This window comes from Corticimicrobacter populi (assembly GCF_003123725.1).
GTDB classification, from domain to species: domain Bacteria; phylum Pseudomonadota; class Gammaproteobacteria; order Burkholderiales; family Burkholderiaceae_B; genus Corticimicrobacter; species Corticimicrobacter populi.
The window spans coordinates 213500-237344 of the sequence record NZ_QETA01000002.1 but is presented as its reverse complement, the minus strand read 5'-3'; the positions used below and the strand labels follow the sequence as shown (position 1 = coordinate 237344).

General features: G+C 61.5%; 23 protein-coding genes. 14 read left to right on the top strand and 9 right to left on the bottom strand.

Annotated features, from left to right (window positions below; all coding sequences use genetic code 11):
• Positions 1–110: 110 nt before the first annotated feature.
• Positions 111–3575, bottom strand: a complete 3465-nt coding sequence (locus DD235_RS06395; protein ID WP_146193447.1) for a hypothetical protein — start codon at positions 3573–3575, stop codon at positions 111–113.
• A gap of 781 nt (positions 3576–4356) precedes the next feature.
• Positions 4357–4995 (bottom strand): YiaD family glycine zipper/OmpA-like lipoprotein, encoded by a 639-nt coding sequence (locus DD235_RS06390; protein ID WP_109061232.1) that lies wholly within the window; start codon positions 4993–4995, stop codon positions 4357–4359.
• Positions 4996–5158: 163 nt separating this feature from the next.
• Between DD235_RS06390 and DD235_RS06385 the strand changes: the two genes are divergently transcribed.
• From DD235_RS06385 to DD235_RS06370, 4 genes are all read left to right on the top strand, one after another.
• Positions 5159–5950, top strand: a complete 792-nt coding sequence (locus DD235_RS06385) for a thiazole synthase (protein ID WP_109061231.1) — start codon at positions 5159–5161, stop codon at positions 5948–5950.
• 59 nt (positions 5951–6009) lie between these two features.
• Positions 6010–6822 carry a bifunctional hydroxymethylpyrimidine kinase/phosphomethylpyrimidine kinase gene (thiD, locus tag DD235_RS06380; protein WP_109061230.1) on the top strand — a complete coding sequence of 271 codons (813 nt, stop codon included), beginning with the start codon at positions 6010–6012 and terminating at the stop codon, positions 6820–6822.
• Positions 6823–6929: 107 nt separating this feature from the next.
• Positions 6930–7610 (top strand): protein-L-isoaspartate O-methyltransferase family protein, encoded by a 681-nt coding sequence (locus tag DD235_RS06375; protein ID WP_109061229.1) that lies wholly within the window; start codon positions 6930–6932, stop codon positions 7608–7610.
• Between the two features lie 6 nt (positions 7611–7616).
• Complete coding sequence (locus tag DD235_RS06370) at positions 7617–8990, top strand: TolC family outer membrane protein (RefSeq protein WP_109061228.1); 1374 nt, start codon at positions 7617–7619, stop codon at positions 8988–8990.
• Here DD235_RS06370 and DD235_RS06365 read toward each other — a convergent pair.
• Entirely contained in the window at positions 8914–9414 is a 501-nt protein-coding gene (locus DD235_RS06365) for an adenylyltransferase/cytidyltransferase family protein (RefSeq protein ID WP_109061227.1), read from the bottom strand. The two genes, DD235_RS06370 and DD235_RS06365, sit on opposite strands and share 77 nt — an antisense overlap.
• Before the next feature lie 106 nt (positions 9415–9520).
• Between DD235_RS06365 and lptG the strand changes: the two genes are divergently transcribed.
• Positions 9521–10705 (top strand): LPS export ABC transporter permease LptG, encoded by a 1185-nt coding sequence (lptG, locus tag DD235_RS06360; protein ID WP_109061226.1) that lies wholly within the window; start codon positions 9521–9523, stop codon positions 10703–10705.
• Positions 10705–11544: a symmetrical bis(5'-nucleosyl)-tetraphosphatase gene (locus DD235_RS06355; RefSeq protein WP_109061503.1), complete on the top strand. Its 840-nt coding sequence runs from the start codon at positions 10705–10707 to the stop codon at positions 11542–11544. Before lptG ends, DD235_RS06355 begins: the two co-directional genes overlap by 1 nt.
• Here the strand turns inward: DD235_RS06355 and DD235_RS06350 are convergent.
• From DD235_RS06350 to DD235_RS06335, 4 genes are all read right to left on the bottom strand, one after another.
• Entirely contained in the window at positions 11492–12265 is a 774-nt protein-coding gene (locus DD235_RS06350; RefSeq protein WP_420810451.1) for a lysophospholipid acyltransferase family protein, read from the bottom strand. The two genes, DD235_RS06355 and DD235_RS06350, sit on opposite strands and share 53 nt — an antisense overlap.
• A gap of 93 nt (positions 12266–12358) precedes the next feature.
• Entirely contained in the window at positions 12359–12808 is a 450-nt protein-coding gene (ruvX, locus tag DD235_RS06345; protein WP_109061224.1) for a Holliday junction resolvase RuvX, read from the bottom strand.
• Positions 12801–13415: a YqgE/AlgH family protein gene (locus tag DD235_RS06340; RefSeq protein ID WP_109061223.1), complete on the bottom strand. Its 615-nt coding sequence runs from the start codon at positions 13413–13415 to the stop codon at positions 12801–12803. Before DD235_RS06340 ends, ruvX begins: the two co-directional genes overlap by 8 nt.
• A 64-nt stretch (positions 13416–13479) precedes the next feature.
• A complete protein-coding gene (locus tag DD235_RS06335; protein ID WP_109061222.1) occupies positions 13480–13644 on the bottom strand; it encodes a rubredoxin in 165 nt (54 codons plus the stop codon).
• Positions 13645–13677: 33 nt separating this feature from the next.
• On the opposite strand from DD235_RS06335, the gene thiD (DD235_RS06330) reads away from it, so the two are divergent.
• From thiD (DD235_RS06330) to DD235_RS06295, 8 genes are all read left to right on the top strand, one after another.
• Entirely contained in the window at positions 13678–14532 is an 855-nt protein-coding gene (gene thiD / locus DD235_RS06330) for a bifunctional hydroxymethylpyrimidine kinase/phosphomethylpyrimidine kinase (RefSeq protein ID WP_109061221.1), read from the top strand.
• 62 nt (positions 14533–14594) lie between these two features.
• Positions 14595–15257: a thiamine phosphate synthase gene (thiE, locus tag DD235_RS06325; protein WP_109061220.1), complete on the top strand. Its 663-nt coding sequence runs from the start codon at positions 14595–14597 to the stop codon at positions 15255–15257.
• Between the two features lie 85 nt (positions 15258–15342).
• Positions 15343–16629, top strand: a complete 1287-nt coding sequence (gene hemL / locus DD235_RS06320) for a glutamate-1-semialdehyde 2,1-aminomutase (RefSeq protein WP_109061219.1) — start codon at positions 15343–15345, stop codon at positions 16627–16629.
• A gap of 18 nt (positions 16630–16647) precedes the next feature.
• Positions 16648–18465 (top strand): sensor histidine kinase, encoded by a 1818-nt coding sequence (locus DD235_RS06315; protein ID WP_109061218.1) that lies wholly within the window; start codon positions 16648–16650, stop codon positions 18463–18465.
• Positions 18462–19805: a sigma-54-dependent transcriptional regulator gene (locus DD235_RS06310; protein ID WP_109061217.1), complete on the top strand. Its 1344-nt coding sequence runs from the start codon at positions 18462–18464 to the stop codon at positions 19803–19805. The genes DD235_RS06315 and DD235_RS06310 overlap by 4 nt, the downstream gene beginning before the upstream one ends.
• Before the next feature lie 262 nt (positions 19806–20067).
• Positions 20068–21549 (top strand): SLC13 family permease, encoded by a 1482-nt coding sequence (locus tag DD235_RS06305; RefSeq protein ID WP_109061216.1) that lies wholly within the window; start codon positions 20068–20070, stop codon positions 21547–21549.
• Between the two features lie 2 nt (positions 21550–21551).
• On the top strand, positions 21552–22493 hold the full coding sequence (locus DD235_RS06300; RefSeq protein WP_109061215.1) for a lactate/malate family dehydrogenase: 942 nt from the start codon (positions 21552–21554) through the stop codon (positions 22491–22493).
• Positions 22494–22586: 93 nt separating this feature from the next.
• Entirely contained in the window at positions 22587–23003 is a 417-nt protein-coding gene (locus tag DD235_RS06295; RefSeq protein ID WP_109061214.1) for a hypothetical protein, read from the top strand.
• 72 nt (positions 23004–23075) lie between these two features.
• On the opposite strand, the gene DD235_RS17000 is transcribed toward DD235_RS06295, so the two are convergent.
• Together DD235_RS17000 and DD235_RS16710 are read right to left on the bottom strand one after the other, a co-directional pair.
• Positions 23076–23549, bottom strand: coding sequence for a hypothetical protein (locus DD235_RS17000; RefSeq protein WP_109061213.1), 474 nt, complete (start codon positions 23547–23549; stop codon positions 23076–23078).
• Entirely contained in the window at positions 23546–23830 is a 285-nt protein-coding gene (locus DD235_RS16710) for a hypothetical protein (RefSeq protein ID WP_146193445.1), read from the bottom strand. The genes DD235_RS17000 and DD235_RS16710 overlap by 4 nt, the downstream gene beginning before the upstream one ends.
• Between the last annotated feature and the right edge of the window lie 15 nt (positions 23831–23845).

The following is a 23845-nucleotide window of genomic DNA, read 5'->3' as shown; positions in this document are numbered from 1 at the left end:
TTGGAGCCCTGGGCGCTGGGCGTCGGCTTTCATTTTGGTGACCGACTGCTTCTGGCCGTAACTGCCCGCCGCTCGTGTCAGCTTCCGGCCAATGGAAGCGTCGGGGTAGCCTATTCGAAGCTCCCAGTACGCTCGCGCTCATCTTCGTCCTCTCGAAGCTCTTCCGCTGCGATTCTTCGTTCGAGGCTCGCTCTAGCTGTCGCCAATACTGGCTTCAGTTCTTCCTCGTTGCCGAGATTCAGAGCATCAAGAAGCGGAATCCGTTTCCTCAGGATTTCGGCCAAAGACCCGGACCAGCCTGAAGGCGTAAATCGCATTAAATAGCACTCGATTACAGCCCTCTTATCAGGAGCATTAGCGAGCACAGCGAGCGCGGCCTCCGAAATAACCAACTCAGAATCGTCCACAGAGTCGATATTGACATGCTTTTCACTCGCTCGACTTCGGGTATCGAATAACTTACAGCTCCGTGCCGCAAACACGTAACGATCAGACGGCGAGGCATTACACCAATCGATCAATACGTCCACTGGGACTACGCTGAGTGCTGTCTCTTTCCGATCACTGTAAGGGTGCCCAATCACCGGCGACATCTGACGGCAGTAAGCTTCTTCACCGGGAACATAGATCGTGTCAAGCGCTCGTCGCGGCATGTGCCTGAGGAACGGCGAGATGGCGTCTTTGATTACATCCCTATTGGAATAACTACATTCCTTCGTGCGCGCAAAGGCAACTAGACCGTTCAATACCTCCAGCGCTGCTTCGGAAGAAGCTAATCGCTTCAGCGAAAACTCCAATATGCTCTCAAGGCGGTAACCGCTATTGGCACTATCCCCAAGAACCTTTCCCCATTCGGCTGAGCCGAGAAGATTTAGGCAGGTTTCCGCCAGTGACTCCTTATACGCATCATCGTGATCTGATGCGCAGTGGACGACCATGGCAAGGACTTCGAGAAACACGACACCGCCATCAGGCAGCAGTGTTATCGCAGAAAGCAACTCACCAATCTCTTCAACAGAGAATGAGTCGGTTTGTCTGCCCATCCCGAGATAGAAGTATTGCCAAGCAGGAGTATTTCCAGCCTTGATTGATTGGTGGATTCGAGCGTAAGCCGCTTGGTTCATTGGTATGCTGCAATGCAGGTCCATGATCCACCTGACCCAAATTGCATCACTCACCGCGCTGTCGAGGAACTCCTCGGCAGAAGCGGGAGACGCGTGATGCCAGCCGTTGAGCAAGCCGCGAAGGAACAAGACACCGACTGTTCCGGGCGTGGCAGTGGCGATATGTTCCTTTGCTGCATCCAAAATCCAGCCCGGGTCCGCAATCTGCTTTCCAACCCCAACCCCCAAATAAAATGCACTGGCTACTGACTTGGTTGAGATCAATTGCGGGAGTAACTCCAAGAGAAGACCTTCAATGGTGGCAGCAGCCTCCCCAAGCTCCTCCACGGCCTTGTTTGATCTGCAGATGCGCTCACCAGTCGTTTCAGCGCGCAGATCTGCATCATCATCAAGATCTAGGTCGAATTGACTCGATTCTAGAAGTCGAGTTCGAATCATGTCGGGTATAGCCTTCGGTTTGAGAAGATTCTCCAGCTCGCGCAGCTCGTTCTGAATTGACTCATCGCATTTATCCAAGTCAAAGCGAAGGATGCTTTTGACTCCAAACCAACCTTGAGGCCAGCTCACGACTGAAGCCAGTTCTTTTACGGCTGCACACACTTCTGGCCTCAGATTCGTGTCAACCCAAAGTCTTCTTAAACGGCGACCCAAAATAGATCTGCAACTTTCAGCAAGGTCGGACTTCTGCTTACCAATACCGAGTGCCATCCGGATGAATGGCATAAACCACGCGTCAACGTCTGAGCGGGATAGCGGAGCCCATCCCTCGCTCCGCTTTCGAGCTCCGAAATCGAATCTACTCACGGAGGTAAAATGCCATGTCTCAAGCGCCGCGTCGAGCGCCAACAGCCCCAACTGCTCTCTCTCGGCATCGCCGGATTCAAGCAATTTTCTGACAAAATCTGACCTTTGATTGGGAGAGGCATTCGTCCCGGATAGCATGCAGAAAAACAGAGATTTCAGAATCTCGACAATAGATTCGCGCCCCCCATTTTCCTGGGGATCTGCCAAAGCGAACCGGACAAGAATATCGGCGGCGGTATCGAAATGTTCTTCTTCGAACGCGATGGCTTTCAACGTATGCGCATACTGAGCACGCTTGCTGTTCTCGTCCGAAAGAAAGCTAGGGATATTGGCAGCCCGTCCAATCGCCGCTAGGGCGACCTTCGGAGATATAGGTGCAATGTTGTGAAATATTTCATGGCCAATGTCATTGAGAGCCGTTAGGTCTCCAAAACGCCCGGATGGCGAGAGCCAGTCCCGTATAAGCTCGGCGGCTTTTGCGCTTTCATGTAGGTAACCAAGTCGTCGCGAGAACGACCGGACAACACGGTCGGTAGCGGTGTCGACAAAGATATTCACGATTTGCGATTTGGGTATCGCTTCTAGTGCCTGGGCCGCGAGTCGATTGGCAATCGCGTGTGGCAAAACAGCACGCCATTTGCCACGCACCTGTACGAGACCTCTTCGCTGTAGATCAATCACTTTCCTCTGTAGGGTGATCAATGAAACGTCAGCAACAGCGGCAATTTTGTTGAACTCTGACCCAGGGCCATCGTCCTCGCCGTCGAACGAGTACAGGATACTAGCCGCTTCCGCGCATCTGAGGAGATCTTCATTCTCGACATTCTTCTGATGAAACAGGCGCTTGAACAGCTCGGAGTCTCGCAACCGTGCAAGTTCACCAGTCGTCGTTACCGTCGCTGCCAACGCAAACGCAATGCGAGCGTTACCGTCTGAGAATGCCGTGATGGTATCAACATCACTGATTGATAGGACCGAATAGCGCCGCTGAAGAAGCTGCCTGATTACGTCATCGGAGGAGCCTTCGAGACGGTAGCACCTCGTGGCGTCTGGCAAGTCATCTCGAACGTCGTACTCAACAGTAACCAGGCCAATCTTGTTGCCAGACGTCTTAAGCAGCTCGGTGAGCTTCTGATGAGTGTCAGCTCCGCAATTGTCCACGACGAGAACACACTGACTTCCGTCTTCAATCAGCGCTTCGAGCATCGCTGAAGGTTGAGGTGAAGGTCCATCTGAAAGGTCCGTGTACAGCACGTCATCAGTACTCAGCGCAGCCTGATTCGCCTTTACACTCGGATCGAAGAGTGCCTGTACTAATCTAGTTTTGCCGACGCCAGATAAGCCGACAATACGTACGCTTGCCCCCTTCGACAGGTCGATGCGCAGGCGATCAATGGTGTCCGAGACATTAAGGCCCTTCTCTGCGTCAGGCGTGAACACTTTGACTCGATCATCGAGCAGATATTCTGAGTCGACGGTCGTCTCCTGGTAGGCCCAGCCCGAGTATGGGCGCCAACCCACAAGTGGCTTTCCTAGCTGGTGTTTGACCCAAGCTACGATTGCTGGGTGTTGCTCGACCCAGTCTGCAATCTTTCTTGCATCATAAAAGCCAACATGTGGCGAGGAGCCGAGGCCGTTGGCCGACAAGCAATCTCTCATCGCATTGAGTCGTAGATCGAGAGCGGACTCGGAGGTATTGTCTCGCGTCGCAGCGATAACGTAACTTCCTTTGGTCGTAGCGAGGTCGCGTATTGCTTGTCTTAGCACTCCCTTGGGCACCATTTCCCCAGGTATCTTGCTGGGGGGGAACACCTCGGCCTTTACCTGAAAGGCTGTGTTGTCATTGGGTAGATAGCCAGATATCCCCAGTGGCGGATTTATCTCTACCCTGACGTCCACCCCCCCCATCTTTTGCTCTTTGATCGCCACCCCAGGTGACGACCGACTCGGAGCCCCCGTGCTTGCGAATCTCAGCCCGACACAATCTTGCGATCAGTGCGCGCGCTTGCTCGTCGTTCAGGGCTTTTATGTCCGCTGTATCTACATGAAATAGTGTGTGCATTTGGGGGGCGTCAGGCTGACTGAGGCCTTAGTTTATAGCCTGAAAGCGCTTTTGACACAGCAAGGACTGGCAAGACGAAATAGTTGAGGGTTGGTTCCATCCGGCTAGCATGGCTGCAAACCAAACTGGGAAATCCAGAGTCCTCCGGGTATTCATCTCTGGCCGGTAGAACCCTCCACTTGGTGAGGCTAGTTGTCTTCGGTGCCACTGCTTGGAAACCTGGATGACTGCTTTTGGCTAGGTCTACTATTGGCCGTAAGCAGTCATCGTATCATTTTATTACCTTATGCCAATTCAGCCGTCGCCCCCTCCCAAAAAAGGCACCGGTTCCACATCCCGGTGCCTTTTTCACCCCATAAGCCTGCCCTACTGCACAGCGTACAGATAAATCTCCACCCGCCGGTTGGCCGCACGACCTTCCACGGTGTCATTGCTGGCCACCGGATCACTAGGCCCCCGGCCCTCGGCAGTCAGCCTCGACGCCGCCACGCCATTGTTTTCAAGATAGGTCGTGACACTGCGCGCGCGATTGAGCGACAGCGTCTCGTTGTAGGCCAGTTGACCAGTACTGTCGGTGTGGCCGATCACCTTGGCGCGGATCTGCGGGTGCTGCTCCAGCGCCCGCGCCACGCTGTTGAGCAGCGGTGCCAGTTCGGGCTTGATCGCATAGCTGCTGGAGGCAAAGCCTGCGCTGCTGGGAATGTTGACCTTGAGTGTACCGTCAGGCATCTCGACCACATCGACGCCCAGGCCATGGCCGGACTGTTCCACATCCTTTTTGATGCCCTTCCAGTTGTACCCCACCACACCACCGGCCACTGCGCCGATACCGGCACCGATCAGCGCAGCCTTGCTGCTGTCACCGATCAGCGCACCCAGGCCGGCACCAATGGCAGCCCCCGCCCCTGTACCCATGGCGGTGCGATTCTGCTGGTCTGTCGCGCAGCCGGCAATCAACAAGGCGGCACTCAGGATGGCGATCCGATTCATTGTTCTGCTTTGCATGGCACTCTCCTCGTTTCTTGGAAAAAGCGGATTGTTCCGCAATCGTTGCGACCCGTGACAGTTGTACACCATCACCTGCCACGCGAAGATCGGCATTGATCATTTTTGACAATCGATACACGATGGTACGATTCTCTTTTGCCTTCGTTTCACTGTCTATACCATGAGCGCCCAGGACACCCTTTGCATTGCCGGCAAGCACTATCACTCCCGTCTGCTGGTTGGCACCGGCAAGTATGCCGACTTCGAACAGACGCGGGCCGCACTCGACGCCAGTGGTGCCGAGATCGTCACCGTCGCCATCCGCCGCACCAATATCGGCCAGCATGCCGACCAGCCCAGCCTGCTCGACCATGTCCCGCCGTCGCGCTTCACGCTGCTGCCCAATACGGCAGGCTGCTACAGCGCCGATGACGCCGTACGCACGCTGCGCCTGGCGCGCGAACTGCTCGACGGCCACGACCTGGTCAAGCTTGAGGTGCTGGGCGATCCGCACACGCTGTTTCCCAACATGCCGGCGACGCTCGAAGCCGCCCGCACGCTGGTGGCCGACGGCTTCAAGGTGATGGTGTACTGCACCGACGATCCGATCCAGTGCCGCATGCTCGAGGATATCGGCTGCGTGGCCGTCATGCCGCTGGCATCGCTGATCGGCTCCGGCATGGGCATCCTCAATCCCTGGAACCTGCGCCTGATCATCGAGCAGTCCAAGGTGCCCGTGCTGGTCGATGCCGGTGTCGGCACGGCCTCCGATGCCGCCGTCGCGATGGAACTGGGCTGCGACGGGGTGCTGATGAATACCGCCATCGCCGGCGCGCAGAATCCTATCCTCATGGCCAGCGCCATGAAAAAGGCCGTCGAGGCAGGTCGTGAAGCCTTTCTGGCCGGCCGCATTCCCCGCAAGCTGTACAGCGGCAGCCCGAGTTCGCCCACGACCGGCCTGATCCAGAGCTGATTGACCTGGCCGGCCCAGCGCCGGCCACTGACTTCACAGAACCGAGGACGCTTCGCGACATGATTCCCCATGCATTGAGCATTGCCGGCGTTGACCCTTCCGGCGGTGCCGGCGTACTGGCCGACATCAAGGCCATGAGCGCGCTGGGTGCCTATGGTTGCGCGGTCATCGCCGCGCTGACCGCCCAGAACACCCAGGGCGTGACCGACATCTGCCCGGTCCCCCCCGAATTCGTGCGCAGCCAGATCGACACGCTGTTTGCCGATGTCCGCATCGACGCCGTCAAGATCGGCATGCTGGGTCAGACCCAGGTCACCGAAGTGGTTGCCGAACGGCTCGCCCACTGGAAGCCTGTGCACATCGTGCTCGATCCGGTCATGATCGCCAAGAGCGGTGCTGCGCTGCTGGAACGCGACGCCGTCACCGCCCTGCGTGAAATGCTGCTGCCGCAGACCACCCTGCTGACGCCCAACCTGCCCGAAGCCGGCGTGCTACTTGAGCAGGCACCGGTCGAGAACCTGCGCGACATGCGCCGGGTTGCCGAAAAGCTGCGTGAAAAAATGAATCACTCGGGCGAGCGCTGGGTACTGGTCAAGGGGGGTCACCTGCCGGCCGACGACGCCATCGACCTGCTGCATGACGGCGATCGCATGATCGAACTGCCGGCACGCCGCATCGATACCCGCAACACCCACGGCACTGGCTGCACGCTGTCGGCCGCGCTGGCCGCCTGCCTGCCGCAGGCACCCGACGTACCGGCTGCCGCCCGCCGTGCCAAGGACTATATCAGTCAGGCCATTGCCCATGCAGACGAACTGCAGGTCGGCCACGGCCACGGTCCAGTGCATCATTTTTATCACTGGTGGAAATAGCCATTTTCAAGAAGTTGATGCAACCACTGCATCAGCCCACAACATCCGTCCGTCCAGCCCCACTGAGGTAGAATGGAAAGCTGGACTGTCTTCAACTCCGAGCTGCCATGAACGCCAACACCCTGCCCGATATCGAACAAGCCCGCTTCAACATGGTCGAACAGCAGATCCGACCCTGGAATGTGCTGGACGAAAACGTGCTGGAAGCCCTCTCGTCCGTGCGTCGTGAACTCTACGTGCCCACCTCGATGCGCGCCCTGGCATTCGCCGATATCGAGATTCCGCTCGAATCCACCAAGGGCACTTCCTGTGCCGCCATGCTCTCGCCCAAGGTCGAGGCACGCCTGGCCCAGGAACTGCAACTCACCGCCAAGGACTGCGTGCTCGAGATTGGCACCGGCTCGGGCTACCAGGCCGCCCTGCTGGCACACCTGTCGCGTCAGGTCACTTCGGTGGAAATCGATCCCGAACTGGCCGCCTTCGGCAAAGCCAACCTCGAGCGCAACCACGTCACCAACGTGCAGGTCGAAACGGGCGACGCCCGTAACGGCTGGGGCAGCACCGAGTACGATGCCATCCTGCTGACCGGTTCCACGCCGGCAGTCCCCGATCCGTTCAAGTATCAGTTGCGCATCGGCGGCCGACTGGTGGTGGTTGTTGGCCAGGCTCCTGTCATGACGGCCTATCGCATCACCCGCACCAGTGCAGCAGGCTTTGACGTCGAGCCGCTGTTCGACACGCTGATCAAGCCGTTGCGGGGCATCACCGTATCGCGCTTCAAGTTCTGATCGCGCATGGCGCGTCGGCTGCTTGCGCTTCTCTGCCTGACCGGCGCGGCAGGCTGGTCACAGGTCGTACTTGCCGATGATCTCTGGCAGACCTGGCAGGCAGCCCAGGCGCACGACCCGGGCTATGCCGCCGCCCAGGCCCAGTTTCGGGCATCGCAACAAAAAGTCCCCCAGGCGCGTGCGCGCCTGCTGCCGCGCCTCGACGCCGCAGGTGGCGTCGAACATCGCCAGGACCGCAGTACCCATAATTTCGAGCGCGCCGGCAATCGACAACAAGCCGACTGGGCGCTGCGCCTGACCCAGCCAGTCTATGACCGCGCCGCCTGGAAACAGATGGCACAGTCCCGCCTCGTCCAGACAGAGGCCGAACTGGCACTCGAACAGGCCCGCCAGGACCTGATGCTGCGTGTGGCGCAAGCCTATTTCGACATCCTCGCGGCGCAGGATACCCTGACCGCCCTGCAGGCCGAACAGCGCGCCACCGCCGACCAATTGCACTCCGCGCAGCGTCGTTTCGAACTGGGTGCCGCCACCGTCACCGATATCCATGAGGCGCGTGCACGCCTGGATCTGCTGGCCGCCCAGGAACTGCAACTGCTCAATGACCTGGATATCCGGCGCGACCAACTGGCTCAGATGACAGGCCGCTATCCCGATACGCTTTCCCGCCTGCCTGCCGGTCTGGCCTTGCCGGCCCCCGAGCCCAACCGCATCGAACCCTGGTCGGAGCAGGCCCAGAGCGCCAATCTGGCCGTGCTGCGTGCGCAGTTGCAGTCAGAGATCGCCCAGCAAAGCATCGAGATCGCCCGCAGCGGCCACTATCCTACCCTGAGCCTGCAAGCCGGTAGCAGCCAGTCGACCACGCAAAGATTCGACGAGGCACGTCGCGGACGTCCCATCGAAAACACGGTCGGGCTGCAACTGAGCATTCCACTCTATAGTGGCGGCGGCGTCTCCGCCCAGGTCGAGGAGCAGGTCCAGTTGCAGCAGAAAGCCCGCTTCGAGCAGGAAGCGGCACGACGCCAGGCCATCCAGACCGTACGGGCACAGTTCCAGACCCTGCACAGCGGGCTGGGACGCATCGAGGCACTGGAGGCCGGCGAAGCCTCCAGCCGGGCAGCCGTCGAGGCCAACCTGATCGGCTATGAAATCGGTGTGCGCATCAATCTTGATGTGCTGGCCTCACAGCAGCAGCTCTACGCGACGCAAAGCACGCTGGCCCAGGTGCGCTACGACACGCTGATGGCCGGCCTGCGCCTGAAGGCGGCCGGCAGCACCCTCTCGGAAATCGATCTGGAAGAGATCAACGCGCTGCTGGCACGTCCGCCCGAATCTTCTTCACCAGCGCCGTCGTCGAGCGCTGGAAATCAAACGGAATAGCCACCGCACGCCCACCCCAGCTGCGCACCAGCGCGGTTTCGGGCAGGGTTTCCATGTCGTAATCGCCGCCCTTGACGATGATGTCGGGCCGCAACTCGGCAATCAGGGCTTCGGGCGTCTCCTCGTCAAACCAGGTCACGATGGCCACACTCTCCAGCGCCGCCAGCAGTGCTGCACGATCAGCCTCGCCATTGAGCGGCCGGTCGGGCCCCTTGCCCAGGCGCCGCGCCGAGGCATCGGTATTGACGGCTACCACCAGCGTGCCGCCCAGTTGCGCAGCCGCATCCAGATAGGTGACGTGCCCGCGATGCAGGATATCGAACACACCGTTGGTAAAGACCAGGGGACGCGGCCAGTCACCCTGCGTGACAGCCTGCCGGCATTGTGTTCTGGAAAGAATCTTGGTTTCGAATCGTGCGCTCATGGCCGGATTCTACCGTGCCCGCCCGAACCGGATACATCCGGACGCGAAACGTTCGCGACAACAGCGGTTAAAATCGCCCCTTTCCCTGTTTTCCGGTTATCGCCACATGCGCATCGCCCGCAACTACCTGGGTCGCGAAATCTACCAGTCCAGTGCCATGGTCACGACTGCACTGCTGGGCCTGTTCGCCTTTTTCGCGCTGATCGATGACCTCGACAAGGTCAGCGATACCTTCGGCCTGGGCGCGCTGCTGTACCTTGAGGTACTGGCTATTCCCACCCGACTCTACGATCTGCTGCCCATCGGCCTGCTGATCGGCTCCATCCTGGCATTGGCCAGCCTGGCCCAGCGCAATGAACTGACCATCCTGCGCGTCTCGGGCGTCAGCGGCATGCGGTTGCTGGCTACGCTGTGGCTGATCGTGGTGCCCATCATGGCGGGTGCCCTGGTGCTGTCCGAATGGCTGACGCCACTCTCCGAGATCAAGTCGGGCGAGGCCAACCTGACCCTGCGCGGCAAGAGCGGCGGTGCCCGCATGAGCAGCGGCTACTGGTTCAAGGAACCCACGCCCAACGGGGGCACCCGCATTCTCAACATCAACAGCCTGCAGAGCGGCGGCAGCGTGAGCGACGTGACGCTGTACGAATTCGACGACGGTCAGGAACTGATCGCCATGTCCACGGCACCGGAAGGGCACTTCCGGGACGAAACACTGGTGCTCGACAATGTCACGACCAACCGGCTCAAGCCGCAGGCGCTGGGCATGCTGGCCGATCCCGAGGCGCGCCATCCGGCCGAACCACTCATGCAGGTCGAGCGTCAGCCCGAACGTACACTCGACACGACGCTCACGCCGGCCCGTCTGCTGGCTCGCGTGCTGACCCCCGAACGCATGTCACTGACCACACTGCTGGACTATATCGACTATCTCAATGACAACCAGATTCAGGCGGATCGCCAGATCGTGGCCATGTGGCGCAAGCTGGCCTATCCCTTTACGCTTCTTGTCATGATGACCATTGCCGCGCCGATCGGCTTCATGCAAACTCGTCGTGGCGGGGTGGCCGCCAAGGTGTTCATCGGCATTCTGCTGGGTGTGGGCTTTTTCATGCTCAACCAGCTTGCCCTGAACGTCGGCATGCTGGGGCGCTGGCCGGCCTGGGTCACGGCCCTGATGCCCAGCCTGGGTGCTCTGGTACTGGCACTCGGCACCCTGCTCTACATGGAATACCGCCATGCGGTGTCCCGCATCATGCAACACCGTTGGCCCTGGAGGAAAAGTCCCGCATGATCGACAACCCCATCTGGATGATTGGAGATATCCAGGGATGCGGCACACCGCTGGATGCCCTGCTCAAGCACCCCGAGGTCGACCAGCCCGGTAGCCGTTTCTGGTTTGCCGGCGATCTGGTCAATCGCGGCCCCCAGTCACTGGCATCGCTGCGTCGTATCAAGGCCCTGGGTGACCGGGCCATTTCGATTCTGGGCAATCACGATCTGCACCTGCTGGCCGTTTCGGCTGGTATTCGCGCACCCTCGAAAAACGACACAATCCAGGAAATCCTCGACGCCCCCGATGCCCAGGAACTGATCGACTGGCTGCGCAACCGCCCGCTGGCACACTTCGAAGCGGGTCACCTGATGATCCATGCAGGAGTACTCCACAAATGGACGGCACAGAAAACCCTGGCCCTGGCCGCCGAGGTCGAAAGCGTGCTACGCGGCAAGAACTGGCAGAAAGGCCTGCAGAAAATGTATGGCAATGAGCCCGTGCAATGGCGCGACGACCTGACCGGCAGCAAACGCATCCGCATCATCATCAACGCCCTGACCCGGATGCGCATGTGCACCATCAAGGGCGAGATCGACCTGAACTCAAAGGCATCGCCGCGTGGTCAGCGCAACGGCACACTGGTGCCCTGGTTCGACGTACCCGGACGCGCCACGCGCGACGTGACCGTGGTCTTCGGCCACTGGTCCACGCTGGGTTTGATGGTACGACCGGATGCCATCTGCCTGGACACCGGCTGCGTCTGGGGCGGCCAATTGACCGCCATGCGATTGCAGGATCGCCGGATTATCCAGATACCGTGCCTGCAGTGCCAGAATCCGGCTGACTTTCCGGGCTGACAGCAGGCGGTACACACACCGCCTGCTGCAACGCCAGGCGAATATCCTGTCCAAGTTCCTGACGGGTCGCGGAGCGCCCGCTGCGCGTCAGGTGCCCCATCGGCTTGAGATAGTGCACATCCACGGCCAGCCCGGTCGTACCCATGATGCGCCAGAGATTGCCTACCAGAGACTCTTCGCCTACGAAAGCCGCATAGCTGCTGCGCACGCCACGGTGCTTGAAACAGAAGGCCACCGGCTGCACGATCACGCCATACTGGCGGGCCGGTTCGAGCAGGCTGGCATGCAGCGGCAACACATCCCAGCCCAGGGTCGTGGTGCCCTCGGGAAATAGCCCCACGGCCTCGCCACGCGCAAAACGGACCGCAATATCCTGCCCCACCTTCTGCACGGCCTGGCGCTGCTGCCGGTCGATGAACAGCGTACCGGCACCGGCGACCAGCCAGCCAATCACCGGCCAGCGACGAATCTCGCTCTTGGCAACGAAGGCCGCAGGACGCAGTTGGTTGAGCACGAAGATATCGATCCACGACACATGGTTGGCCACCCACATGACGGCCCCGCTGCGACAGGGCGTGCCATGCACATGCACCCGCATACCACAGATGCGAACCAGCCCCGCCGACCAGAAACGGATCATGCGCTGACGCACCGACAGCCTGATGCAGGGCAACACGAAGGTCACGGCCAGCAAGCCCCAGGCCAGCCAGGGTAGCAACATGCAGGTACGGGCCAGGAAACGCAGGGTATGAAGAACAGGGGAAGTGGTGGCCGAAGATTCGGGCGCGGAAGAAACAGGGACGGACATGGAATTTCAGGCAGACAGATTCAGTAAAAAGCCAGACGACGCAGCATCGAAATGACGCTGCAGGATCACGGCAGCCGCCAGCGCATCATCCGGCGCATGGTGCCCTTGCAGCGACTGCGCCTCTAGGCTGCTGTTGCGCTCATCGACCAGCACGACGCGCATGCCGTAGCGGCCATGCAATTGATTGGCGAAACGGCGGCTGTGGACCGACGCCAGTTGTTCTTCGCCATCGAGCGTGAGCGGCAGCCCCACGACGCACAGGTCGGGCTGCCATTCGGTCAGCAAAGCCTCGATCCTGGCAAACCGGCCGGCCCGTGTGGTTTCCTCGATGATGCAGAGCGGGCGGGCGGCCGCCGTCAGGCTGTTGCCAATGGCCACGCCGATCCGCCGCGTGCCGAAATCGAAGGCCAGCACGGTCTCGGGCTGCGATACCGCGCCAGTCAGGGTATCAGGCATGGCCAGCCGCCCCGGTGAGTGCGCCGGGATCAATGCCCAGCAACGCCAGCGCCGCCCCGTAGCGATCTTCGGGTGGCACGTCGAAAATGATGCGGATATCTGCCTCTACATTGAGCCAGGCATTCTGCGCCATTTCCGTTTCGAGCTGGCCTGCCCCCCAGCCGGCATAACCGAGCGTGACGAGCATGCGTTCAGGACCATGTCCCGATGCCGTGGCCTGCAGGATATCGCGGGACGTGGTCAGCATCAGTTCGCCCAGATGCAGGCTGGAGGAAAAATCCCCCGTCGGCATGTGCAGCACGAAACCCCGGTCGGTCTGTACCGGGCCACCGAAAAAAACCGGCGCATCCTGCTGCGGCACATGGATTTCGAGTGCCATGTCGATCCGCTCCAGCAGCGTACCCAGCGTCAGGTCGGTCGGCCGGTTGATCACCAGACCCAGCGCACCGCGCTCGCTGTGTTCGCAGACATAGATGACACTGCCCGCCAGGCTGCCCCCGACCTGCTCGGGCATGGCCAGAAGGAACTGGTTGGCGAAGCCGGCAAATGCAGGGGCGGACGCCTCCGGCACGCTCTCGGCACGGGTATCACGGCTATCGTCGGTCATGGCACGCTCCTATGAAATGGCTGGCACATGGCCTGCCTGGGGCAGGCACGGCCGACAGAAACGGTCAGATCTCCATCAATTCGAAATCTTCCTTGCGGGCGCCACATTCGGGACAGACCCAGTTCGGCGGGACATCTTCCCAACGCGTACCGGGTGCGATGCCCTCTTCGGGCAGGCCGGCCTCTTCATCGTAGATCCAGCCGCAGATCAGACACATCCAGGTTTTCATTGATCGGTTCGCCTCTATGCTGTTCGGATTAGAATGGGGTATTTTACCGGCATCGGTGAGCGCTCCGTGACTCTTGCAGCATCTCCTTCCATCGTACTCGCTTTCGGCCCCTTTGATCCCAGCGGGGCTGACGGCCTGCCCGCCGACGCAGTCACCTGCGGCGCACTGGGTTGCCACGGCCTGTCCGTGCTCAGCGGCATCCTGGTACAGGACTCCACCGGCCCCGAATCCGCCCAGGCGCTGTCACCCGAACTGATCGACGACCAGGCACGCAGCCTCCTCGAAGACATGCCCGTGCAGGCCTTCAAAGCCGGGGCCGTGTACACGCCCGAGGCCGCCAGCGTGATCGCCCAGATCGCCGCCGACTACAGTGAAACCCCACTTGTGCTGCACCTGGGGGCCGGCCTGTTGCCCACCGAGGATGCGGCCGAGGCCGATGCCGACGAGGCGCTGCACGAGGCCATCCTCGAACTGTTGCTGCCACAGGCGCACATCACCGTGGTCGAGCATCATCTGCTGACCCGTTGGCTCGACGAAGGCCTGCTGCCTCGCGGCGACAGCGATGCCGATGATCCAGCCCAGATCCTGATCGACAATGGTGCGCAATGGGTACTGACACTCGGCCAGCCCGCCCCCCAGGGTGGCCTGATCAATCTGCTGCTCGGTCCTTCGCGCCAGACGGCCAGTTGGCCCTGCATGCCCGCCCAGCCACGCACGCACGACACAGCCGGCCTGACTGCCACGGCCCTGGCCGCCTATGTGGCACGCGGCAACGACATGCGTGATGCCACCGAGCAGGCGCTGCGCTATGCGCGCCAGGCGCTGGAGCACAGCTTCCAGCCGGGCATGGGCTTGCGCATGCCGCGTCGCTTTGCCGCCGAGGTCTGACTCCGTCGCGGCAGCACCTCTGCCAAGGTGCAGCCCCCACCCCAAATCCTGACTCCTGCGCCATGCCTGACCGACTCGCTTCTTCTCCTTCTGCCTTGCGCTTTCCGCGTGGTCTCTATGGTGTCACGCCCGAATGGGACGATACGGCCCGCCTGTACGAAGCCGTCGCCGCTGCGATCAAAGGCGGCATGACTGCCCTGCAATTGCGCCGGAAGACCGCGTCCGATGCCCTGCGTCACGAACAGGCCCTGGCCCTGGCCCCGCTGTGCCGGGCGCATGGCGTGGCCTTCCTGATCAACGACGACTGGCGACTGGCGCTGGACATCGGTGCCGATGGTGCCCACCTGGGCCGCGACGATGCCGATCCTTTCGAGGTGCGTCGCGCAGCAGGCCGGCTGCTGCTGGGCGTCTCCTGCTACAACGAACCCGAGCGCGCCCGCATGCTGCTGGAGGCCGACGTGGATTACATCGCCTTCGGAGCCATGTACCCGTCCTCTACCAAACCTCAGGCCGTGGCCGCCGGCCCTGAGTGCCTGGACGCGGCACGCACGCTGATCACCGTACTGCCGGCACCGCGTCCGGCCATCGTCGCCATCGGCGGCATCACCCCGGCCAATGCCGCCCCCGTGGTGCAGGCCGGAGCCGACAGCCTGGCCCTGATCAGCGGCCTGTTCGATGCCCCGGATATCGAACAGGCGGCACGTACCTGCAGTCGCCTGTTCTGATGTGATACTTTTAACCCTTTCAGCAGGCGGGTTTTAGCGGCCATATCGGCTCCCTGTCTGCCACACATTTGCAGAGATCTACACCATGCCCAGCAATCAGGAGCTTTTCGAACGCGCCGCCCGCAGCATTCCCGGCGGCGTCAACTCGCCAGTGCGCGCCTTCGGTTCGGTAGGCGGCACGCCCCGCTTCATCGCCCGTGCCCAGGGGCCGTACATCCATGATGCCGAAGGCACGCGCTACATCGACTATATCGGCTCGTGGGGCCCGGCCATCCTGGGTCATGCGCACCCCGAAGTGATTCGCGCCGTCCAGGAAGCGGCCGTCAACGGCCTGTCGTTCGGCGCGCCGACCGAGGCCGAGATCGATATCGCCGAGGCGCTGATCCGCCGCATCCCGTCGATCGAGCAGGTGCGCCTGGTCAGTTCAGGCACCGAGGCCACCATGAGCGCCATTCGCCTGGCGCGTGGCTTTACCGGTCGCTCCAAAATCGTCAAGTTCGAAGGCTGCTACCACGGCCATGCCGACAGCCTGCTGGTCAAGGCCGGCTCCGGGCTGCTGACCTTCGGCAACCCCACCTCGGCCGGCGTGCCACCCGAGTTCGTGGCCCATACTCTGGTCCTTGAATACAACAACCTCGATGCCGTCGCCCAGGCCTTCGAACAGCACGGCAACGAAATCGCCTGCATCATCGTCGAACCTTTTGCCGGCAACATGAACCTGGTCAAGGCTGCGCCGGGCTTCCTGGAGGGGCTGCGCGAGCTGTGCACCCGCCATGGTGCCGTCCTGGTCTTCGACGAAGTGATGACCGGCCTGCGCGTCGGCCCGCAAGGCGTACAGGGCCTGACCGGCGTCACGCCCGACCTGACCACGCTGGCCAAAATCATCGGCGGCGGCATGCCGGTCGGTGCCTTCGGCGGCCGTGCCGACATCATGGCCCGCATCGCCCCTGTAGGCGACGTCTACCAGGCCGGCACGCTGTCAGGCAATCCGGTCGCCGTGGCTGCTGGCCTGACCACGCTGCGCCTGCTGGAAGCCCCCGGTTTCTACGAACAGCTCGCAATCCAGACCCGCAAGCTGACCGACGGCCTGCAGGCGCGTGCCCAGGCCGCCGGCGTGCCCTTCTGCGCCGACGCCGTGGGCGGCATGTTCGGCCTGTACTTCCGAGACAGCATCCCGACTCGCTACGCCGAAGTATCCCAGTGCGATACCCAGGCGTTCAACCGGTTCTTCCACGGCATGCTGGATCACGGCGTGCACTTCGCGCCCTCGGCATTCGAGGCCGGCTTCGTGTCGGCAACACACGACGATGGCGTCATCCAGCACACGCTGGATGCAGCCGAAGACGTGTTCGAGACGGTCCGGGCCGGTTAAGGCCCGCCAGGGCAGCCCATGACGCAGGTCTCGCCCCGCCATGGCCTTCGAGCTGTCCTGCGCAGGCGGCTGCCCGCCCTGTTCTGCACCCTTTTGCTGCTGGTCGCGGCAGGGGGTGCCTATATCGGCATGTCACGACATGCCGAGGCGCAACTGGCCCGTGATGCCCAGTTGCGGCTCTCGCTGGTGGCCGATACCCTCAATGCTGCCATCAAGCGGATCGCCGGCATCCCGCCCCTGGTCGGTGCCACCGGGATGGTTCAGTCCCTGCTGCAGCACCCTGACGACGAAAACATCCGCAACGCCACCAATGATCTCCTGGCCCGGACAGCACGGGCCAACGATCTGGACGATCTCTTCATTCTCGATGCCCAGGGCGTCACCCAGGCATCCAGCAATTTCGGCGAGACCGGCAGCTTTGTCGGCAAGGATTACAGTTTCAGACCTTATTTCCAGATCGCCCGCAAGAACGAACAACCCGTTGTCTCGTATTACGGCGTGGGCGTCACCACCGGCCGGCCCGGCTATTTCCTGGCCTCGCGCATTGCGTTCGGCCCCGGCCCCGAGGATTTCGGTGTGGCCGTGGCCAAGACCGAGTTTTCACGTCTGGAATCGAGCTGGGCCGAAGGCGGCGAGCATGTCCTGGTCAGCGATGCCGACGATGTGGTGTTCCTGAGTGCGGACCCGCAGTTCCGCTACCGCCCCCTCAAACACCTTTCACACGCCACGCTGGACACCCTGAATGTCGAACAGCGCTATGCCAGGCATGCCCCCGGCGTCGTGATCGACCTGCTGCGCGACCTGCCCGAAGGTGCCATCGCCACGCGCGAAGTGCCGGGCACCGCCTGGCAGATCACGGCCGTACTGCCACGTGGCGACCGACAATGGCAACCCCTGGCGGCCGCGCTGGCCGTGCTGCTGGCCGGCCTGCTTGCCACCCTGGTGGCCTTGACGATCAGCCAGCAGCGCGCCCGGCGCACTGCCGACCAGCGTATCAAGCAGGATCTCGAACGTCGTGTCGAAGAACGCGCCGCCGAACTGGTCGAGGCCATGTCGCGCCTGGAGGCCGAGATGGTCGAGCGCCGCCAGTCCGAAGCCGAACTCTCCAAGGCCCGTGACGAGCTGATCCAGGCAGGCAAGCTGGCATCGATGGGACAGGCATTTGCAGGCCTGGCCCACGAGATCAACCAGCCGCTGGCCGCCCTGAAAACCTACCTGTCCAGCACCAAGCTGCTGATCGCACGCGGCGACACCGACAGCGCCGCCGCCAACCTCGGCATCATGGACGAAACCGTCGAGCGCCTGGTCCAGCTTTCGGGCGACCTCAAACACCTGTCACGACGCAGCGACAACCGCCTGGTCGAAGTCGATCTCGCCGCGACGGCACAGCGGGTCATCGGCCTGATGCGGTTTCGTATCCGCGACGCAGGTGCCAGTGTGCGCGAAACCCTCGACGACGACGTACAAGTCGTCGCCGACCAGGCTCACATCGAACAGATCATCCTCAACCTCCTGAAAAACGCAGTAGACGTTGCCGCCGACGCGACATGCAAGGACATCATGGTGCAAGCCAGCCTGCAGAACGGCATGGCATGCCTGAGCGTCGGCGATTGCGGCCCCGGCGTTCCCGAGTCCGCACGCGGGCGGCTGTTCGAACCGTTTTTCACGACCAAGGGCGTCGGCAAGGGACTGGGACTCGGCCTGGCGATCAGCTATGCCATTGCCCGCGATCATGGAGGTGTACTGCGCTACGAACGCACGCCTGCCGGCCAGACCTGGTTTCACCTGGTCCTGCCCGCCAGGCCCGCCACCGGACAGCAGGAGCAGCACGCATGAACGAACCCATCGGCACCGTCCTTATCGTCGACGACGATCAGACCCTGTTGCGCGCCCTGTCGCAATGGTTGGGCCTGTCGGGCTTTCGCACCCTGACGGCATCGAACGCGGAGGCCGTACCGGACCTGCTGCACACACAGGCCATCGATGCTGTGCTGACCGACGTGCGCATGCCCGGCCAGTCAGGTATCGACTTGCTGCGGACGTTGCGCGATACCCTGCCCGACCTGCCGGTCGTCCTGCTGACCGGACATGGCGACGTGCCGCTGGCCGTCGAGGCGCTCAAACTCGGGGCCTTTGACTTTCTGACCAAGCCGCACGACCCCGAGCGCCTGAGCGCCACGCTGCGCAACGCCTGCACGCAACATGCCCTGACACGGCGACTGCACACGGCCGAGGCCCGTCTCGCCGGGCTCGACTGCGTTGCCACCCGCATTCCCGGCCGTTCTCCGCCCATGCTCAAGCTGCACGACGAAATACGTGCCGTGCTGGATGCGCCACTCGATATCCTGATACGCGGCGAGACAGGCACCGGCAAGGAGGTCGTCGCCCGCACCCTGCACGAATGCAGTGCGCGCCGCGACAAGCCTTTCGTGGCGATCAACTGTGCCGCCATCCCCCATGAGATATTCGAAAGCGAACTGTTCGGTCATGAGGCGGGTGCCTTCACCGGCGCACGCATGAAGCGCATCGGCAAGTTCGAGTTCGCCGACGGCGGCACGGTATTCCTGGATGAGGTCGAAAGCATGCCGCTCGACGCGCAGGCCAAGGTACTGCGCGTCCTGCAGGAACGTGCTGTCGAGCGTATCGGCTCCAATCGCGTGGTCGCCGTCGACATGCGCATCATCAGCGCCACCAAGCTCAGCCTGAAAACCGCTGTGGAACAGGGTCGCTTTCGGGAAGATCTCTACTATCGCCTGGCAGGCTATGAGATCTGCATCCCACCGCTGCGCCAGCGCAGCGACGATATCGTGCTGCTGTTCACGCAGTTCGCCTCGGCCTGCGCGGAACGGGTCGGCCGCCGCCCGCCGGAACTCACGCCTGCGCTCGTGGCAGCGTTGCTGGACCATACCTGGCTGGGCAACGTGCGCGAACTCAAGAGCGTGGCCGAACGCTTCGGTCTGGGGCTGGGCCTGCAGATCCAGCCGGAAGATGCCACCGGCCTGCCCGAACGGCGCAGCCTGGACGCCATGCTGGAAGACTACGAGCGCAACCTCATCATGGCCGCCTTGCGCCAGAGCGACGGTTCGGTAGCCCAGGCACTCGACATCCTCGACGTGCCGCGCCGCACCCTGAACGAGAAAATGCGCCGTCTCGGCATCGAGCGCGATCCAGGCTGAAAACCCGTTCCTCCATTGGGCTCTACCCCATTTAACGCGAGGGCATGTACACGCCGTTTGCCGCTTGGTCCTGCCCGACTCAGCCAGGCGGCAACTTCTTGCCGATGAAAAAAACCGCCTAGGCAAGAACCCGCCCACCCCCTGCGATTTGATCCAGATCAAATCCATAACCCATTGAATTTCCTTTTGTTTTTTTCGATCCCAACAATCTTTCTGGCACGCTATTTGCTGGATACAGGGTGGGATCCAAAAGGAGATTCACATGCAATTCTTATCCCCAGCCGAGCCGGCATCCAACAAGAAGTTCGCAATGCTGCTCTTTTCTTTCCTCATCTTCGGCATCATCATGATGCTCCCCACGCCTGCGGGCCTCTCGGGCTCCGGCCAGACGGCGCTGGCCGTACTGGCCCTGGTTGTCGTCATCTGGGTCAGCGAGTGTGTCTCACCCGCTGCCAGCGCCGTCATTCTCACGGGCACGGCGGTGTTCGGGCTGATCGGCACCACCATGCCTGGTGCTGACACACCCCTGTCCTCAGCCAAGGCGCTCAACCTGATGCTGTCGGGCTTCTCGTCATCGGCCGTCATCCTGGTAGCGATGGCGCTGTTCCTGGCCGTGGCGCTCAAGCATACCGGCCTGGACCGACGCATCGCCCTGGTCATCATGAATGCAGTCGGCGTCTCGCCCGCCCGTCTGCTGCTGGGAGCCATCCTGGTCGGGTTCGTGCTGGCCCTGTTCATCCCGTCGGCGACCGCCCGCGTCGGTGCCGTCATTCCGATCATGATCGGCATCGTCACCGCACTCGGCATGCCGATCAACAGCCGGCTGGGGGCTGCGCTGCTGATCGTCACGGCGCAGATCTGCTCAGTCTTCAACATGGGGATCAAGACAGCAGCAGCGCAAAACCTGATCAGCCTGGATTTCATGCAGCAGGCGTTCGGCCATTCGCTGTCATGGGGCGAATGGTTCATCTTTGCACTGCCATTCACGCTGATCATGAGCGCGGTGCTGTTCGTGCTGACGCTGGTCATCCTGCGCCCCGAAGTCCCCGACCCCGAAGCCGCCCGCATCCGCATCCGCGAGCAACTGGCTGAACTGGGACCGCTGTCGGCCGCAGAGACCCGCCTCATCATGACCGCCGTCGGCCTGCTCATCCTGTGGTCGACCGAAGGCTGGCTGCATCCGCTGGACACGGCGACCGCCACGCAGTTCGGTATCGCGCTGTTGCTGATGCCCAAGATCGGGGTCATGAACTGGGCCCAGGCCGAAAAACTCGTCCCCTGGGGCACGGTCGTGCTGTTCGCTGCCGGTATTTCACTGGGCCTGCTGCTCTCGCGCAGCGGTGCTGCCGACTGGCTTGCCAGCGTCAGCCTCGGCCAACTGGGGCTGGCCGATAAGCCGATCTGGAGCATCATCCTGCTGCTGTCGATCTTCAGCGCCGTACTGCATCTGGGCTTTGCCTCGGCCACCGGTCTGGCCAGCACCCTGATCCCGATCGTCATCGCCTTTGCGCAGACCCTGCCCTATGAAACGCCCATCCTGTTCGGGATTGTCTTCATCCAGAGCATGGTAGTCTCCTTCGGGTTCATCCTGCCGCCCAATGCACCGCAGAACATGCTCTGCATCGCCACCGGCGCATTCAGCACGGCACAATTCGCAAAAATCGGCCTGGCCATCACCACCATCGGCCTGCTGCTCGTTACGCTTCTGTCTCTTACCTATTGGCCACTCATCGGGATACTTTGATCATGAACCACTCCATCGGCATTATCGGTTCCGGGCTGGTCGGCTCGGCTGCAGCCTACCTGTTGACACTGCTGCCGGGCGGCGGCGATGTGATCCTGGTCGACATCGACCAGGAGCGTGCCCAGGCCGAAGCCCAGGATATCGCCCATGCTGCCGCCTTCGGCATCGGCTGGCATATCCGGGCCGGCACCTTCGAGGATCTTGCCGGGGCAGATCTCGTCGTCATCACGGCGGGCGTCAGCCTCAAGCCGGGCCAGACACGCCTGGATCTGGCACGGTCCAATACACACATCGTCACATCGATCACTGAACAGATACTGCGCTACGCACCGGACACGCTGCTCCTGCTGGCGACCAACCCTGTGGATGTCATGCCCGCAGTGCTGGTCGAGCGATTCGGCCTGCCCGTCGGGCGCGTCATCGGCACCGGCTGCGCACTCGACAGCGCACGCTTTCGTGAACGGCTGGCGCGCTACCTCAACGTGGCCGCGCCATCTGTCAGCGCCTATGTGCTGGGTGAACATGGCGACTCCGAAGTGCTGCACTGGAGTGCCGTACACGTCGCCGACATCCCGCTACTGCATTTCGCGCGGTCGATCGGTCGCCCGGTCGATGCCGAGATACGCGACACAATCACCCGCGAAGTCCGCACCGCCGCCTATCGCATCAAGGAAGGCAAGGGCGTATCGAACTTCGGCATCGGGGGCTGCATCGCCCGGCTGGCGCGAGCAATCATGGCCGACGAGCAGGTCGTATTCAGTGTGTCAACCTATCTCGATAATGTGCTGGACGTGGAACGGACCTGCATTTCCCTGCCACACGTCCTCGGTCGAAATGGTGCTTCGCGCCCCATCCTGCCCGAACTTGATGCGGACGAGCGTGCAGCCCTGCAGGGCAGTGCCCGCATCATGCAGCAGGCCATTGCCGCCAGCCTGGCTTCCTGAGCCAATGTGCTCGGCCAGGCGAATACCTGGCCGAGGCGCACCATCTCGGAATACTGGCATACTAGGGTATATCGACAGCATGACATCGCCCCCATGAGCCAGGAAAAATACGCCGTCTGGTATGCAACCACGACCCGCCACCAGGACCTCGCCGAACATTTCATTATGCGCGACGGCACCTGCCGGTTCGAAACGGATTTTCACCTGGGAAACAGGTTCGTCGATTACGACCATGCCATCGCCATCTGGTATGGCGACCCGTCTGGCGAACCAGGTGCCCTGCACCGGGATCAAAACAGCCATCTGGAAGCCGGTTTTGATTTTCTGACCACCCGCGTCGCCCGCTTGCTGGAGGACGAAGGCATCGACAGGATCAGCTACCTGTTTGCCCTGCCGGATTTCGACTACTCAGGCAAGGTCGTGAGCAACGGTATGCTTCACTTCGCGGGCCATGTCAGTTGTGATCGTCCCAACAGCGATTGGCTGGATGACATCCTCAACGACATGTAGTTGCCATCTGCCCCCAGGATCGGCCAGCGGCCCTGACGAGGCCAAGCAGAGTGCGTGCAACGGCTCGCCAGTTCACTTCTTTTTGGGTGCCCAGAAAGAATAGTCCTCGACATAAATTTCATTCAGTCGCGTATCCAGAGGGATATCTTTCAGCTCATCCGCGATTTCATCATACGGAAAGGGCAAGGTAAAAGACAGGCCATAATCCTCGTTCACGATCAGCGTGCAATTCAGGATACGCTGACTGCTGGTCAGCTTCACCAGCTCACCCATACTGATGCCGGGGTACAAAACACCCCGATAGCGCCCCCTGTAGCGCTCGTTGCATCCTATCGCACAGATGACGCCATCTTCCTCTGTCGTGACATACAAACTGTCTCCCAGGGAATAATAGTGGAGCACCCTGCCCGTCATTTGCGGATCGGAGACGGAGTGGGAGCGCACCCATTGCGGATCTCTGAAAACAGGATAGTCAGCGATATTCCTGCCCATGTACAGATTCCCCATGGATTGCCCGCTCAGTATTTCTGCACTGGTATCAATCATCTAAAAAAAACCCCACGCTTGTCGCTGCGCTCCGGCACTGCCCCTGAGGGGTCCATCGAATAAATCAGGTTGTACAGCATGATCTTCTCGCGCTCCGGCACGATCAGTCGATCTGCAAGCCCCATACGATCGAAGAAGCCCTTGTCCACCCCGACGCCCCTGTAGGCCAGCGCAGACAGGATGGACGAGAAAAGCGCATCATCTGCCAGATACCGTTCAAGCGCCAAAATGCTTCTGCCATTACGGCTCAAGATGTAGTGAGCATAATTCATCAGAATCATGTTTGAAACCAGCAG

What these genes read in the sequence shown, in the direction of transcription:
- DD235_RS06390 (WP_109061232.1), bottom strand. Translation starts at nt 4,995, where the DNA reads ATGCAAAGCAGAACAATGAATCGGATCGCCATCCTGAGTGCCGCCTTG.
- DD235_RS06385 (WP_109061231.1), top strand. Translation starts at nt 5,159, where the DNA reads ATGAGCGCCCAGGACACCCTTTGCATTGCCGGCAAGCACTATCACTCC.
- thiD (WP_109061230.1), top strand. Translation starts at nt 6,010, where the DNA reads ATGATTCCCCATGCATTGAGCATTGCCGGCGTTGACCCTTCCGGCGGT.
- DD235_RS06375 (WP_109061229.1), top strand. Translation starts at nt 6,930, where the DNA reads ATGAACGCCAACACCCTGCCCGATATCGAACAAGCCCGCTTCAACATG.
- DD235_RS06370 (WP_109061228.1), top strand. Translation starts at nt 7,617, where the DNA reads ATGGCGCGTCGGCTGCTTGCGCTTCTCTGCCTGACCGGCGCGGCAGGC.
- DD235_RS06365 (WP_109061227.1), bottom strand. Translation starts at nt 9,414, where the DNA reads ATGAGCGCACGATTCGAAACCAAGATTCTTTCCAGAACACAATGCCGG.
- lptG (WP_109061226.1), top strand. Translation starts at nt 9,521, where the DNA reads ATGCGCATCGCCCGCAACTACCTGGGTCGCGAAATCTACCAGTCCAGT.
- DD235_RS06350 (WP_420810451.1), bottom strand. Translation starts at nt 12,265, where the DNA reads ATGTTGCTACCCTGGCTGGCCTGGGGCTTGCTGGCCGTGACCTTCGTG.
- ruvX (WP_109061224.1), bottom strand. Translation starts at nt 12,808, where the DNA reads ATGCCTGATACCCTGACTGGCGCGGTATCGCAGCCCGAGACCGTGCTG.
- DD235_RS06340 (WP_109061223.1), bottom strand. Translation starts at nt 13,415, where the DNA reads ATGACCGACGATAGCCGTGATACCCGTGCCGAGAGCGTGCCGGAGGCG.
- DD235_RS06335 (WP_109061222.1), bottom strand. Translation starts at nt 13,644, where the DNA reads ATGAAAACCTGGATGTGTCTGATCTGCGGCTGGATCTACGATGAAGAG.
- thiD (WP_109061221.1), top strand. Translation starts at nt 13,678, where the DNA reads ATGGGGTATTTTACCGGCATCGGTGAGCGCTCCGTGACTCTTGCAGCA.
- thiE (WP_109061220.1), top strand. Translation starts at nt 14,595, where the DNA reads ATGCCTGACCGACTCGCTTCTTCTCCTTCTGCCTTGCGCTTTCCGCGT.
- hemL (WP_109061219.1), top strand. Translation starts at nt 15,343, where the DNA reads ATGCCCAGCAATCAGGAGCTTTTCGAACGCGCCGCCCGCAGCATTCCC.
- DD235_RS06315 (WP_109061218.1), top strand. Translation starts at nt 16,648, where the DNA reads ATGACGCAGGTCTCGCCCCGCCATGGCCTTCGAGCTGTCCTGCGCAGG.
- DD235_RS06310 (WP_109061217.1), top strand. Translation starts at nt 18,462, where the DNA reads ATGAACGAACCCATCGGCACCGTCCTTATCGTCGACGACGATCAGACC.
- DD235_RS06305 (WP_109061216.1), top strand. Translation starts at nt 20,068, where the DNA reads ATGCAATTCTTATCCCCAGCCGAGCCGGCATCCAACAAGAAGTTCGCA.
- DD235_RS06300 (WP_109061215.1), top strand. Translation starts at nt 21,552, where the DNA reads ATGAACCACTCCATCGGCATTATCGGTTCCGGGCTGGTCGGCTCGGCT.
- DD235_RS06295 (WP_109061214.1), top strand. Translation starts at nt 22,587, where the DNA reads ATGAGCCAGGAAAAATACGCCGTCTGGTATGCAACCACGACCCGCCAC.
- DD235_RS17000 (WP_109061213.1), bottom strand. Translation starts at nt 23,549, where the DNA reads ATGATTGATACCAGTGCAGAAATACTGAGCGGGCAATCCATGGGGAAT.
- DD235_RS16710 (WP_146193445.1), bottom strand. Translation starts at nt 23,830, where the DNA reads ATGATTCTGATGAATTATGCTCACTACATCTTGAGCCGTAATGGCAGA.